Source organism: Lachnospira sp. CLA-JM-H23 (assembly GCF_040096425.1).
Lineage (GTDB): Bacteria > Bacillota > Clostridia > Lachnospirales > Lachnospiraceae > Lachnospira > Lachnospira rogosae.
Genome location: NZ_JBBMET010000002.1, coordinates 105,695 through 120,484 on the forward strand (window position 1 = coordinate 105,695; position 14,790 = coordinate 120,484).

A 14,790-nucleotide genomic window follows, 5' to 3' on the forward strand; every position below is an offset into this window, starting at 1 on the left:
AGGAATGGAGAAATTTATGAATAATAATGAATATAGAATAAATGCACTTCCAGCAAAGACATGGTACCAGCTTAATATGAATGATACACGTCTTTTATGGGATGATAATTTAGTACCTTGTGATATGGATACAAAAGGTTGTGATAATGTATGTTCAGATGTTAATGCTAAAGATTACAGTGATATAGAAAATGCAGTTCTTACAGGTGCAGGCAAAGAAGCAGATGTGTTATTTGAAGCAGGCGTAACTAATACATTACTTGTAAATGCAGATAAAGAAACTAACGGCCAGACATTATATATTAATGTCAATGGCAATGATAAGAGCCAGTCAGGAAAGATTATAGTTAATGTAGAGGATAATGTTACATTTACAATAATTGAGAACTTTAAAGGTGAGAGCAGTACAGAAGGCAGGGTAGCATTAAGAACACTTATAGATACAGGTCTTAACAGCAAGGTACGCCTTATTCAGGTATATATGCAGCCAGAAAGCATTGATGTATTAAGCGATACAGGATGCAGGCTTTCAGATAATGCCTCATTTGAGATTGTTCAGGTATTCGTAGGCAGGGGCAGTCTTTACGATGGAATAAGGACGGAGCTTATAGGCAATAATTCTGCATTTACAGCAGATATTGGATATCTTGGTGCTAAGAAGCAGAATATAGATATTAACCTTATATCTAATCATATTGGAAAGAAGACTAACAGCGGGATAAGAGTTGATGGTGCATTAAAGGACGAAGCTTCTAAGCTTTTCAGAGGTTCTATTGATTTTAAAAATGGTTCTTCTGGTTCAGTTGGTGCAGAGACAGAAAATGTACTTTTACTTGGCGAAGATGTCAGAAACAAGACAATACCTCTTATACTCTGTGCAGAGGAAGATGTTAATGGTTCACACGGAGCTACAATCGGTGAGCTCGATGAGGAAACATTGTTCTATTATGCTTCAAGAGGCATTGATAAGAAGAACGCTGAGGATATAATGACTAAAGGAAGAATTGAAGTTATTATAAGAAAGATTAATGACGAGGACACAGAAAAGCTTGCAGAGGAGCAGCTTGAAGAAGTGTTGCAGTAATGGAGGCAGTAATGGAGATTAAAGAGCAGAAAGATTATAGAAAAGATTTTCCACTTCTTAATAATAATTCTTCTATATATATTGATAATGCGGCAACAGCACAGAAGCCACAGTGCGTAATTGATGCTGAAAGCAGATTTTATGAGGTTAATAATGCCAATCCTCTCCGTGGCTTTTATCCATTAAGTCTTGCCGCTACTAAGGAATATGAGGATGCAAGGGAGGTTGTAAGACAGTTTCTTAATGCGGACTCTGATAAGGAGATAATCTTTACAAGAAATACAACAGAAAGCCTTAACCTTGTTGCATATAGCTATGGTATTAATAATCTTAAGGCTGGAGATGAAATAGCAGTTTCAATAATGGAACACCACAGCAATCTTCTGCCTTGGCAGATGGTTGCAAGAGTGACAGGTGCAACTTTAAGATATCTGGAATGTGAGAAGGACGGAACATTAAAAGATGATACTCTTAAAGATGGAATTAATGCTAATACTAAGATCGTTGCAGTTGCACAGGTTTCCAATGTATTAGGCTGTGTCAATCCAATTAAAAAGATAGCCAAAATAGCACACGATAATGGTGCTGTTATGGTTGTTGATGCGGCACAGAGTGCACCACATATGAAGATTGATGTAAAAGACTTAGATGCTGATTTTCTTGCATTTTCAGGACATAAGCTTATGGGACCTATGGGAATTGGTGTACTTTATGGTAAGGAAAGCATACTTAAGAATATGCAGCCATTTCTTACAGGTGGTGAGATGATTAATTCAGTTACTAGAGATGGTGCAACTTATGCAGAACTTCCACACAAGTTCGAGGCAGGAACGGTAAATGCGGCAGGAGCTGTTGGTCTTGCAGCAGCAATTAAATACATTAATGAGATAGGCTTTGACTATATACAGCAGAAAGAAGAAAAACTTACAAAGATTGCTATTAACGGACTTAAAGGTCATAAGTACATTCATATATTAGGCTCTGATGATTATAAGAACCATACAGGAATAGCAGCATTTACAATAGATGGGGTTCACCCACACGATGTAAGCGAGATATTATCTTCTGACGGAATAGATGTAAGGGCTGGACATCACTGTGCACAGCCACTGCTTACATTTCTTGGAGTTAATAATGCGACAAGAGCAAGCTTTATGTTCTATAATACAGAGAAGGAAGCAGAAGCATTTGTTGAGAGTGTGCTTAACATAAGAAGGAGAATGGGTTATGATGAATAGAGGCTTTTATAATGAAATACTTACAGAACATAATATAAGACCAGAATTTAAACACGACTTAGAAGATGCCAATATCGTCCTTGAGGGTGTAAATCCTAACTGTGGTGATGATATATGGCTTAAGCTTAAGGTTGAAGACGGTATTATTAAGGACGGAGCTTTTGTTGGAGATGGCTGTGCTATATCCCAGGCATCGGCTGATATTATGCTTGGGATGATAATTGGAAAGACTAAAGAAGAAGCTTTAAAGCTTGGAGATTTATTCTTTAAGATGATTAAGGGTGAAGCAACCGATGAGGAGATTGAAGAATTAGACGAGGCATCAGCACTTAAAGATATATCACATATGCCTGCAAGAGTAAAATGTGCTGTACTTGGCTGGCATACATTAGATGAGGCATTAAATAAGGAGTAATATGGCAAAGTATATTATGGCACTTGATCAGGGAACGACAAGCTCAAGATGTATATTATTTGATAAGGCTGGCAATATCTGTTCAATGGCACAGAGGGAATTTGAACAGATATATCCTAAGCCGGGCTGGGTGGAACACAATCCAATGGAGATATGGTCAACACAGTATGCGGTTATGTCTGAGGCTATGGCACTTGTGGGTGCTAAGCCTAAGGATATAGCTGGCATTGGAATAACCAACCAGCGTGAAACTACAATTGTGTGGGATAAAGAAACAGGTGAGCCTGTATATAATGCTATTGTATGGCAGTGCAGACGTACAGCCAAGGATATTAATCTGCTTGTAAAAGATGGTTATGCAGATGTAATCAAGGCAAAGACAGGACTTGTGCCAGATGCGTATTTTAGTGCAACTAAGATTGCGTGGATACTTAGTAATGTAGCAGGAGCAAGGAAAAAGGCAGAAGAAGGCAGATTGTTATTCGGCACGGTTGATACCTGGCTTATATGGAAGCTTACAGGCGGTGCGGTGCACGTTACAGACTATACTAATGCTTCAAGAACTATGCTTTTTGATATTCATAACAGGTGCTGGGATAAAGAGCTTCTTGAAAAGTTCAATATACCAGAGGTTATGCTTCCTAAGGTAAAGCCTTCAAGCTGTATATATGGTTATACAGACCCTTCTGTTCTTGCTGGAAATGTTGCAATAGCAGGTGCGGCAGGTGACCAGCAGGCGGCACTTTTTGGACAGTGCTGTTTTGAGCCGGGAGAAGTAAAGAATACATATGGAACAGGCTGTTTTCTTCTTATGAATACAGGGGATAAGCCTGTGGAGTCTAAGCATGGTCTTATAACTACGATTGCGGCAGGAAGTGATGACCAGCTTCATTATGCACTTGAGGGAAGTGTATTTACAGGCGGTGCAATTGTACAATGGCTTCGTGATGAGATGAGGCTTATAAGAAGCTCTTCACAATCAGAAGATTATGCAAGAATGGTAAATGACACCAATGGAGTATATATTGTTCCTGCATTTTCGGGAATGGGTGCACCTTACTGGAATCCTTATGCAAGAGGCTGCGTTGTAGGCTTATCAAGAGGTGCTAACAAGGAACATTTTATAAGGGCATCGCTTGAGTCAATAGCATATCAGACATATGATGTGTTAAAGGCAATGGAAAGTGACACAGGACATATAGTTAAAGAGTTAAAAGTAGATGGCGGGGCAAGTGCCAATGATTTCCTAATGGAATTTCAGGCAGACATTCTTGGAGCTAAGATAAGACGTCCTAAGTGTATAGAAACTACTGCACTTGGTGCGGCATATCTTGCTGGTCTGGCAGTTGGTTTCTTTAAGGATCTGAATGAGATAAGAGATAACTGGCAGTTGGCTTCCACATTTGAGAGCAGTATGGCACCATCAGACAGGGATAACCTTCTCGCAGGCTGGAGAAGAGCCGTAAAATGTGCCATCTCTTATACAGATGAATAAAACTGAATAAAAAATATATTGTTTTTGCTTTGTTATTGTATATAGTGTATAATTTTAAGCATATATATCAGGGAGGAAGAGGTTTTGGATAATAATGTACTAAAGGCACTTAATGTAATAGAGCAGGTTAACAATGTTATATTAGGAAAAGATAAACAAATAAGAGAGATTATGGCGGCATTTCTGGCCGGAGGACATATACTTTTGGAAGATATTCCGGGTGTTGGTAAGACAACACTTGCGACAGCATTTTCCAAGGCAATGGCACTTGACTGCAAGAGGGTGCAGTTTACTCCGGACGTAATGCCGTCTGATCTTACAGGATATTCTGTATACAGAAATGACTTAGGTCAATTCATATATCAGCCGGGAAGCGTGTTCTGTAATCTGCTGCTTGCTGATGAGATTAACAGAACATCACCTAAGACACAGTCAGCACTTTTAGAGGTTATGGAAGAAAGAAAGGTAAGCGTTGAGGGCGTTACCAGAGAAGTTCCAGAACCTTTTATTGTTATTGCAACACAAAATCCGCTTGGTAATGCAGGAACACAGAGCCTTCCAGAAGCACAGATGGATAGATTTATGATTACTTTATCAATCGGTTACCCTGATTATGAAAGTGAGCTTGATATGGCTATGTCTGTAGGAAAGCAGAGCAGGACAAGTGATATGACACCAGTGGTGAGCATAGATGATTTTATAAGTATGCAGAATGAAATATATGATGTATATATGAACGAGAGCATATACAAATATATAGTTAATCTTGTTACAGCTACAAGAAAGTCACGTTATATAGAAAGAGGTGCAAGTCCAAGAGCGACTATAGCACTTGTAAAGATGTGTAAGGCGTGGAGCTGGCTTAACGGAAGGGATTATGTTGTTCCTGCGGACGTTATTGCACAGTTTGAGTATGTTATAACACACAGAATAATTCTTAATATGGCGGCGAGAATGGACGGTAAAGACAAGGCAGAAGTGATTAATGATATTTTGAAATCAGTTGCTAAGCCAGCAGTAGGAAAGAAGGCATAATGACAGGTGTATTTTTGATTATTATACTTGCTGTTGTGTGGTATGTAGCAGGCATATTTCATTCATTTGCACTTATGCTTTATGTAGCTGTTAATCTTCTGCTAATAGCAGGTATGTATATATTAACTCGTATATATAAAAGAAATGTTGCATTTGATTTCGATGTTAATCTGGCAGAGGAGTTAAAGAATTCTGGCTGCCAGTTAAGAATTAATGTAAGCAATAAAACAGGAATACCAATCACGAAAATCAGATTAGATGTAGTCGTGTCATATTGTGATAAGAAAGGTAAAGAATACAAGAAATACCGAAAGAACGTAAAGCTGTACGGAGGCTGTAAGGGCAGGAAGGATAATATGGATTTATCTGTCAGCCTGCCATATTGTGGAATGGCGGATGTAAAGATAGTTAAAGCGAAAGTGTATGATTACACAGGCTTGTTTTATTGTACAATAAAGCCTTTAAGCATAATGAATATTTTGATATTTCCAGAAGTTGAAAGCAGTATATATGAAGGCGCTTTTTCACAATTTGAAAGCAATAATAATATAGAGTTGTATATCAACAGAAAAGGCAGTTCACACGATGATATAAGACAGATAAGGGAATATCAGACAGGAGATTCTTACAGGCACATACACTGGAATTTAAGTTCAAGAACAGGAGATCTGCTTATTAAGGAATTCTGTGGACAAGTTGACAGGGAGATACTTGTGCTTCTTGATACACTGCCTGATGATATTAATAATATTGAGCGTATGAGCAGCTTTTATGATAAGACAGCTATACTTGTTATGGGTTTTATTCAGGACGACACGAAGGTATCAGTGCTGTGGAATGATCTTAATTCTGGAGCTTTATGTAAACAGACAGTATCAGATTATGATGATTTAAAGAATGTATATTATATATTATATAGGCTTCATTATAATTGTCGTAATAATGATACGGATATTAGCAGGGAATACAGCCTTGGAGAGTATATTGATAAGAATATCATAAAGATAGATACATCATCTGATGTTACTGAGTTATTGGGAGAAAATGTATATGAAGAACATGCGTATTAATGTAAGGCAGGCACATTCTGACACATATAATGGTAATCCTTATATAGCCTTTGCAGGGATAATGACAGGGCTGTTATCGGTTATATTATTTGTTGATGAATTAGATGCTGTCAGCTTTACAGTTGTGGGAGTATTATTATTCTCAGGAATATATGCGTATATTTTAAGTTATGCACATTATAATAAGAGGAAGTTTCTGCCATTTGTGATAGTGGGAGAAGTGGCTGTAACAGCTATATTGTCTGTATTTAATATACAGCGTATATCAGAGCAGTCTGTATCAATAATGCAGGCACTGGTTGACGGACGGGCAAATACACAGAATGTTACATATGTGGTGTTTGTAAGCAGTGTCGTGCTTATTTATATTATATATCTGTTAGAGGTTATATTTAAAAACCGTGTTATATTGACACTGGTTACAGTTGTAATGCTTGCAGCTTCACCTATATTAAGATTAGAGGTAAGCTTGTTTCATATATTTGTAATAGTTATGCATCAGGTTATAGTGGGCGTGTCTTACGCTGTGCTTGGAAGACGTAAGAAAATGCTGTATACAACAAGAAGCGGAAAGTTGATACATAAGAAAAGTATAATATATTGTATCGCAGCGACAGTGATTATTTTCTTTGCAGCTGATATTATTACCAATATATTTTCTGAATATATGTATGGTTCTATTTCGGGCATAGAGCAGACTATCTATAAGACATCAAAGAGAATATCAGGCAAGGGTTCTGATGTTAAGATTAATGGGGAGATAAGTTCAGGCAATAATTACCAGTCTGGAATTACCCAGATGACAGTTACGGTAAGTAAAATGCCAACAGAGGATTTATATCTTTACGGTTTCAGAGGTGGCGAATATAAGGGCGGAAGCTGGGATTCAACTGATGATGATACTATATGTAAGAATATAGACAGAACTGAATTTAAGAAAGAAACGATATCACAGCCTGTTTACGCATCAACATATTTTAAAAAGATGTATTATTATATTAATATATATATGAGGAACAGCGGAATTGTTGCGACCTCTAACAATAATAAAATAAACAGAAAATTAGATGTTAAATATGTTAATGATAATTATAAACAGACAATAGAGCCTTATTACAATAGTGGTTCTAAGAATTTCAGCAAAGGTGATGACGGAAAGAAAACATACAATATTGAATATATTGAACAGGCAGATATGCAGTCTGAATGGAGAGAGAAGAGTAATGAAAAATATAATACAACAGTTCGGGATTATAAAAATGTACAGCAGTTGTATAAGGCAGCTATGACTCCAATCTATTCTGCTGTATCCAAAAGTTTGGTTCCAAGGCTGACTTCATATGTTCAGGCTAATCCATTAACATCACTAAGTGATAAGACTACATTTATTATGTATACACTGCTAAGCAATACAAGATATACAAGAACTCCGGGGGTAATGTTGGGATCATCAGATATTGCGGAGGATTTTCTGTTTAATGCACAGAGAGGTTACTGCGTTCATTATGCAACGGTGGCTACAATTATGTACAGGCTGTACGGAGTTCCGGCAAGATATGTATGTGGTTACAGATTAAGTGCCGAGGACTTCAAGGAATCTGATCAGTCGACTTATGTTGCAGAGGTTTCTGATAAAAAAATGCACGCGTGGACGGAAATATTTATTGATAATTATGGCTGGGTTCCTGTAGATGTTACGCCAGCAAGTGATGGAAGCTGTGCAGTTTCATATCCGGGTTATGATATTAATACATTTAACAACGTTATGAGTGAACACGGCTGGACACTCGATAAAGCGAGCATTAGCGGTGATAGCAGTGAAGATGTAACTTATGTAAGTACAAGAAGCGGAGCTGTTAAGGTGGCATTAAAAAAAGGCTTTAAAGTGGCTGTAGTGGTTGTTAAATATATAGCAATACTGACTCTTGTTATATTAATTGTCTTGCTGCCATTATGGATTAAGTTATACAGGGTAAGCAGGCTCAGGAAAATTCAGTCTTTAAGTTCGTGTGATATATATGAAAGATTAATGGAAATGCTGCATTTTGCGGGAGATTTCACCGGATATAACGGGACAGAGGAAGATTTTGCTTATAAGCTTTCGGCACGTTATGGCAATATTACATACGAAGAAGCAAAAAATGTATACGATAGTATTATGTATATACGTTTTGCTGATACAGATAAAGGCAGGTCATATTATAAGAAGAATGTATTGGTCTTATACAGAAAAGCGGCGGAAGAAATTTATAAGGAATTAAAGAAGAAAAAAAGAATAGTATTCAAATATATACATTGTTATATCTGACTTTAATATTGACGAATAATTTCTTTCGCATTATTATATGTTATATATAACAATGGAGGAAAAATATATGACGTTAGCTCTTATAACGGCAAAACAGGTTATTGTATTATTTATATTAATATTTTCTGGATTTATATGTGTTAAGACAGGTGCAGTAAAGATAGAGGGAAGGAAAGCATTTTCTGATCTTCTGGTATATTTTGTTGTGCCTTGTATGATAATTAATTCTTATCTGACAGAATTTGATGACAATATTTTTAAGAATATATTGTACGCATTGGGATTAAGCATACTGCTTTTAGTTGTTGGATTTGCCATAACATTTTTATTATCTTTTAAGTTAAAGGGAGATAATGTGCCTATCGTAAGATTTGGCTGTATGTTTTCTAATGCAGCATATATGGGATTTCCTCTGATACAGGCTCTATTTGGAAGTGAGGGACTTATATATGCAAGTGCCTTTGTGACAGCATTCAATATTTTTTTATGGACACTTGGATATTCAATTGTAAGCAGAACCTTTGATTTAAAAGCAATTGTTAAAAAGATATTCACAACACCAGCTATAATATCAGTGTTTATTGGACTTTTAATATTTATTGCAGGAATTCCGCTTCCAGATATTATAAGTCAGCCAATAAGTTATGCGGCGGCTATTAACACGCCATTATCTATGTTTATTACAGGTATGATAATTGCGGCAAGCCCAATAAAGAATATGTTTAATAATAAGCTTGTATATTTTGCAATTATTGTCAGAATGTTCATTATACCTGTAGTGTGCATAGCTATTTTTAAAATATTTAATATCAGCGTAATGGTTGCTGATGTTGTAATTATTCTTGAGGCGTGTCCTTGTGCATCAATATCTTCTGTATTTGCGGTGCAATTCGGATATGATGAGGATGTTGCGGCGGCGATGGTGGTGCTTACTACATTTATAAGCATAATAACACTGCCGGCGGTGGCACTTATTATAACTACATTAATATAATGATACCAGGGGCAAAAGGATTAAAACTATGTGAGTTTGCTCATATTTTGGGGCTTTTGCCACAACATCATATAATTAATATGTGTTAAATTTTAATTAAACATTGTATTAACTTGGGGATAGCCATTTATTTTTTGTTAAATGTATGCTATTATACACAAGTATTTTATGATTATGAGAGTATAATAGAGGTTATTTATGAAGATACTATTTGTTTCGCTTGGCTGCGATAAGAATCTTGTTGATACTGAGAATATGCTTGGCATCTTAAAGAATAAGGGATTTGAGTTCACTGATGATGAATGGGAAGCTGATATTATAGCAATTAATACCTGCTGTTTTATAGGCGATGCCAAGCAGGAAAGTATTAATACAATACTTGAGATGGCAGAACATAAGAAAGATGCCAGATGTAAGGTGCTTGTAGTTGCAGGCTGTCTTGCACACAGATATCAGGATGAGATTATTAAGGAAATTCCGGAAGTAGATGCATTTGTTGGAACATCTTCTTATGATAAGATTGCTGATATGATTAATTCTGTACTTGAAGAAAAGGGCATATCTAATTTTGTTGAAGATGCGAACAGAATGCCAATGGTTGAAGCTGATAGAATTGTGACAACCCCGGGTTATTATGAGTATTTAAAGATTGCAGAGGGTTGTGATAAGCACTGTACTTACTGTGTAATACCTAAGGTAAGGGGAAGCTTTAGAAGCTTTCCTATTGAGTATCTTGTTAACCAGACTAAGAAGCTCGTTGAGGGCGGTGTTAAAGAGATTATACTTGTTGCACAGGAAACAACTCTTTATGGAGTTGATTTATATGGAAAGAAGTCGCTTCCTAAGCTTTTACATAATCTTGGCTTAATAGAAGGACTTGAATGGATAAGAATTCTTTACTGTTATCCGGAAGAGATTAATGATGAGCTTATAGAAGCTATTAAAAATGAGCCAAAGGTCTGTCATTATCTTGATATGCCTATACAGCACGCAAGCGACAATATTCTTAAGCGTATGGGTAGAAGAACTTCAAAGCAGGAGCTTACAGATATTGTTGCAAAGCTTAGAAGTGAGATTCCTGATATTGCCTTAAGAACTACACTTATTACAGGCTTTCCTGGTGAGACAGATGTGGATCACGAGGAAGTTATGCAGTTTATAGATGAGTGTGAGTTTGACAGATTAGGTGTATTTACATATTCTAGAGAAGAAGATACTGTAGCCGCACAGATGCCTGACCAGATTGATGAAGCAATTAAGGAAAAATACAGAGATGAGTTAATGCAGTTACAGCAGGAAATATCAGCAGACAGGTCAGCCGCTATGATTGGACGAACTGTGAGAGTTATGATTGAAGGCTTTATACCAGAAGATAATACATATGTTGGACGTTCATACAAAGATGCACCTAATGTTGATGGTCTTGTATTTGTTGAATGTGACAGAGAGCTTATGTCAGGTGATTTCATTGATGTTAAGATTACAGGCTCAACCGAATATGATCTTATTGGAACTATTGTTGAATAATTAACATCACAGATATTAATATGCACAATGCAGTAAGATTATATGCAGAAGTGTAGGAATGGAGAGTATTATGAATTTACCTAACAAATTAACAATTTTAAGAATGATTATGATTCCTGTATTTCTTGTTGTATTATATATACCGGGATTGGGAATGGCTGGAAATATAGCAGCTGCGGCAATATTTATACTTGCAAGCATTACAGATTTTCTTGATGGAAAGATTGCAAGAAAGTACAATCTTGTAACTAACTTTGGAAAGTTTATGGATCCACTTGCTGATAAGCTTTTAGTGTGTTCAGCACTTATTGCACTTGTTGATTTTGATAAAGTTGCTGCCTGGATTGTAATAATTATTATTGCAAGAGAATTTATAATAAGTGGTTTCAGGCTTATCGCGGCTGATAATGGTGTTGTTATTGCAGCAAGCTACTGGGGCAAGTTTAAGACAACTTTCCAGATGATAATGATAATTCTTCTTATATTAGACCTGAATTATCCATTTAGCGGGGTTGTTAATATGGTAGTCACATATATTGCCCTTATACTTACGGTTGTTTCACTGATTGATTATATTGTAAAGAATTATAAAATCTTTATAGAGGGTTCTAATAATTAGTTGATATTGATAAGCTGTTTTATTAAAAATTGATAAAGACAGATTAATTAATAAACAGAGGTGATTGTTAATTGCTGATTGATATGGAATAGCTATTCGATGTTTTTATGTGTTAAATGTTTATGGTTAATATTTGCAGATGATGGTTCGGGTGTATTGTGCATCCGAACCATTGTTGAATTATGAAGGGATTAATAAAAGGAGTCGAAACGAAATATGAAATTAGAGGAAGAAGTTGTTAAGAAATTAAAAGAGTGCAACTGCCTGCTGACAACTGCTGAGTCCTGCACAGGCGGTATGGTTGCATCTTCAATTGTAAATGTAAGCGGTGCATCAGAAATATTTCACGAAGGCTATATTACTTATTGCGATGAAGCTAAGCACAAAATACTTGGTGTCAGCAATGATACACTGCAACGATATAAAGCGGTGAGCAGTAATACAGCCTGTGAAATGGCAGACGGAGCATTAAAAGCCGCCAATGCGGATATAGCTGTATCAGTGACAGGCGTTGCAGGTCCGTCTATGGAAGACGATAAACCTGTAGGTCTTGTATATATTGGAATAGCACATAATTGCAGAAGCTATGCTAAAGAATTCAACTTTACAGGTGACAGGGAGACTGTACGCAAAAAAGCCTGTGAGAAAGCTTTGGATATGATACTGAAAGAATTGTCATAGATATAGGCCGGATATGATCGAAGTATAATATGAAATCATATTTAATATGATTTGAAGTACGATTTAAGATTATATTTAATATGATTTGAAGTGCGATTTAAAATAATATTTAATCTGTAATTTGAAATGATATAAATGTTATTATATCAATAAAAATATATTGGTAAAATATTATTTATATCTTTACATAAAGGACGATATATGATAGGATATATGTATCCAATATGTTACATAGTAATAATAATTAAGACTTGGTCTAAGACTGCAATTATAATTTGAATTAGGTTGAATTGATTTGGATTAAGCTGAATTAGGTTGTAATTAGATTTTAAGTTAAGTTGACATTATATAATTGGCCTGGATTATGATTAACGTTTTGCAACGCTGTAATGTACTGGCTGGTATAGATTTCAGGTGAATATATACAGTGTTTAATTAAATTTACTATTTTACAGAATGAATGTTCGAAAAGCTATTGACAAATGACACAGTATATAATATTATCATTAAAGACGAACGAATGTTCATTGATATGGAGGTATTTATAATTGGTTAATAATGAAGATAAGATGAAAGCACTTGATGCTGCGATTTCTAATATTGAGAAACAGTTTGGTAAGGGTTCTGTAATGAAGCTTGGTGATTCAGCTACTAATATGAATGTTGAATGTATTCCGACAGGTTCATTAAGCCTTGATATAGCACTTGGTTTAGGTGGAGTGCCTAAGGGAAGAGTTGTTGAGATATATGGTCCTGAATCATCAGGTAAGACAACAGTAGCACTTCATATGGTTGCAGAAGTTCAGAAGCGTGGCGGTATAGCTGGATTTATAGATGCAGAGCACGCACTTGACCCTGTATATGCTAAGAATATAGGTGTAGATATTGATAATTTATATATATCACAGCCCGACAGTGGTGAGCAGGCACTTGAGATATGTGAGACAATGGTAAGATCTGGTGCTATTGATATCGTTATTGTCGATTCAGTAGCTGCACTTGTACCTAAGGCTGAGATTGATGGTGATATGGGTGATTCACATGTAGGTTTACAGGCAAGACTTATGTCACAGGCTTTAAGAAAGCTTACTCCTGTTGTAAGTAAGAATAATTGTGTTGTTATATTTATCAACCAGTTAAGAGAGAAAGTTGGAGTTATGTTCGGTAACCCAGAGACAACCACAGGTGGACGTGCACTTAAGTTCTATGCGTCTGTAAGACTAGATGTCCGTAAGATAGAGACATTAAAGTCTGGTGGAGAAGTTATTGGTAACCGTACAAGGGTTAAGATAGTTAAGAACAAGGTTGCACCTCCATTCAGGGAAGCGGAATTTGACATAATGTTTGGTAAAGGAATATCAACAGAGGGCGATTTAATTGATTTAGCTTCTAATGTGGGAATTGTACAGAAGAGTGGAGCTTGGTTTTCATATAATGGAGAGAAGATTGGACAGGGTAGAGAGAATGCTAAGCAGTTTCTTCTTAACAATCCGGAATTAAAGGATGAGATAGATAAGAAAGTTCGTGCCCATTATGGAATAGGTGAAGAAGCTGATACGGCAGAAGCAGAAGATACTAAAGCTAAGTCTAAGAAAAAGACTGGCGAGAAAGAGGCGGAAGAAGTAAATGTATAATGATGAAGTTTCTTCAGATATACAATATTTAGTCACTTCGATTGTCGATGTTAATAAACAACGCAGGAGAGTATTTGTTAATTACGAACCTGCGTTCGTTTTATATAACTCAGAGATAAGAAAGTATCAGATTAAAGTGGACAGTGTTATTATGTCCGATATTTACAATGAGATAATAACTATACTTACTAAAAGAGCTAAGATAAGGGCGATGGCTCTGCTTAAGAGCCACGATTATACAGAAGGCAGGCTAAGGGAGAAGCTACAGGCTAATGGTTATCCTAAGTGCTGTATTGATGAGACTGTAGCATATATATATTCATATGGTTATATTGATGACAGAAGATTTGCTGATAATTATATAATATCGAGGTCATCTTCTAAATCAAGGCGTGTGATTGAGACATCTTTGTTAAAGCTTGGTGTTTCTGCTGATATTATTAAAGAAGCCTGTGATGAATTTTATTGTGAGGAAGATGATTATGCAAAGGAGATTAATGTAATAATCGGACATATCAATAAAAAGATTAATTCAATTGATATTAAAGATTATAATCAATTACAGAAATTAAAAGCTTCACTTTACAGAAAGGGCTTTAGGCTTGATGATATCAATAAAGCACTTGATATGGTATGTGATACTAATGAGTATTAATAGGCCGGATAATATATGCAAGATAATGACAAGTT

Annotated in this window: 13 protein-coding genes; all 13 read left to right on the plus strand. The window is 36.0% G+C overall.

Annotation, left to right across the window (positions count from 1 at the left end; all coding sequences use genetic code 11):
• Positions 1 to 16: 16 nt before the first annotated feature.
• The 13 genes from WMO42_RS02840 (at position 17) to WMO42_RS02900 (ending at position 14,755) form a co-directional block, all read left to right on the plus strand.
• The gene (locus WMO42_RS02840) at positions 17 to 1,084 is read left to right on the plus strand and encodes a SufD family Fe-S cluster assembly protein (protein ID WP_349191516.1); all 1,068 of its coding nucleotides are present in this window, start codon (positions 17 to 19) and stop codon (positions 1,082 to 1,084) included.
• 11 nt (positions 1,085 to 1,095) lie between these two features.
• Positions 1,096 to 2,322, plus strand: a complete 1,227-nt coding sequence (locus WMO42_RS02845; RefSeq protein ID WP_022503142.1) for a SufS family cysteine desulfurase — start codon at positions 1,096 to 1,098, stop codon at positions 2,320 to 2,322.
• Positions 2,312 to 2,737: a Fe-S cluster assembly sulfur transfer protein SufU gene (gene sufU, locus WMO42_RS02850; RefSeq protein ID WP_022503143.1), complete on the plus strand. Its 426-nt coding sequence runs from the start codon at positions 2,312 to 2,314 to the stop codon at positions 2,735 to 2,737. The genes WMO42_RS02845 and sufU overlap by 11 nt, the downstream gene beginning before the upstream one ends.
• A 1-nt stretch (position 2,738) precedes the next feature.
• Positions 2,739 to 4,232, plus strand: a complete 1,494-nt coding sequence (gene glpK / locus WMO42_RS02855; RefSeq protein WP_022503144.1) for a glycerol kinase GlpK — start codon at positions 2,739 to 2,741, stop codon at positions 4,230 to 4,232.
• Positions 4,233 to 4,316: 84 nt separating this feature from the next.
• Positions 4,317 to 5,267, plus strand: a complete 951-nt coding sequence (locus WMO42_RS02860; RefSeq protein WP_022503145.1) for a MoxR family ATPase — start codon at positions 4,317 to 4,319, stop codon at positions 5,265 to 5,267.
• The gene (locus tag WMO42_RS02865) at positions 5,267 to 6,337 is read left to right on the plus strand and encodes a DUF58 domain-containing protein (RefSeq protein ID WP_349191520.1); all 1,071 of its coding nucleotides are present in this window, start codon (positions 5,267 to 5,269) and stop codon (positions 6,335 to 6,337) included. The genes WMO42_RS02860 and WMO42_RS02865 overlap by 1 nt, the downstream gene beginning before the upstream one ends.
• The gene (locus tag WMO42_RS02870) at positions 6,318 to 8,645 is read left to right on the plus strand and encodes a transglutaminase-like domain-containing protein (protein WP_349191522.1); all 2,328 of its coding nucleotides are present in this window, start codon (positions 6,318 to 6,320) and stop codon (positions 8,643 to 8,645) included. Before WMO42_RS02865 ends, WMO42_RS02870 begins: the two co-directional genes overlap by 20 nt.
• A gap of 67 nt (positions 8,646 to 8,712) precedes the next feature.
• Positions 8,713 to 9,639 carry an AEC family transporter gene (locus WMO42_RS02875; protein ID WP_349191523.1) on the plus strand — a complete coding sequence of 309 codons (927 nt, stop codon included), beginning with the start codon at positions 8,713 to 8,715 and terminating at the stop codon, positions 9,637 to 9,639.
• A gap of 198 nt (positions 9,640 to 9,837) precedes the next feature.
• Positions 9,838 to 11,166, plus strand: coding sequence for a 30S ribosomal protein S12 methylthiotransferase RimO (gene rimO, locus WMO42_RS02880; RefSeq protein ID WP_349191524.1), 1,329 nt, complete (start codon positions 9,838 to 9,840; stop codon positions 11,164 to 11,166).
• A gap of 70 nt (positions 11,167 to 11,236) precedes the next feature.
• Positions 11,237 to 11,785, plus strand: a complete 549-nt coding sequence (gene pgsA / locus WMO42_RS02885; RefSeq protein WP_022503150.1) for a CDP-diacylglycerol--glycerol-3-phosphate 3-phosphatidyltransferase — start codon at positions 11,237 to 11,239, stop codon at positions 11,783 to 11,785.
• A gap of 216 nt (positions 11,786 to 12,001) precedes the next feature.
• Positions 12,002 to 12,466, plus strand: coding sequence for a CinA family protein (locus WMO42_RS02890; protein WP_349172262.1), 465 nt, complete (start codon positions 12,002 to 12,004; stop codon positions 12,464 to 12,466).
• Between the two features lie 569 nt (positions 12,467 to 13,035).
• Positions 13,036 to 14,100 carry a recombinase RecA gene (gene recA, locus WMO42_RS02895; RefSeq protein ID WP_055175080.1) on the plus strand — a complete coding sequence of 355 codons (1,065 nt, stop codon included), beginning with the start codon at positions 13,036 to 13,038 and terminating at the stop codon, positions 14,098 to 14,100.
• The gene (locus tag WMO42_RS02900) at positions 14,093 to 14,755 is read left to right on the plus strand and encodes a RecX family transcriptional regulator (protein ID WP_055306638.1); all 663 of its coding nucleotides are present in this window, start codon (positions 14,093 to 14,095) and stop codon (positions 14,753 to 14,755) included. The genes recA and WMO42_RS02900 overlap by 8 nt, the downstream gene beginning before the upstream one ends.
• Positions 14,756 to 14,790: the final 35 nt, after the last annotated feature.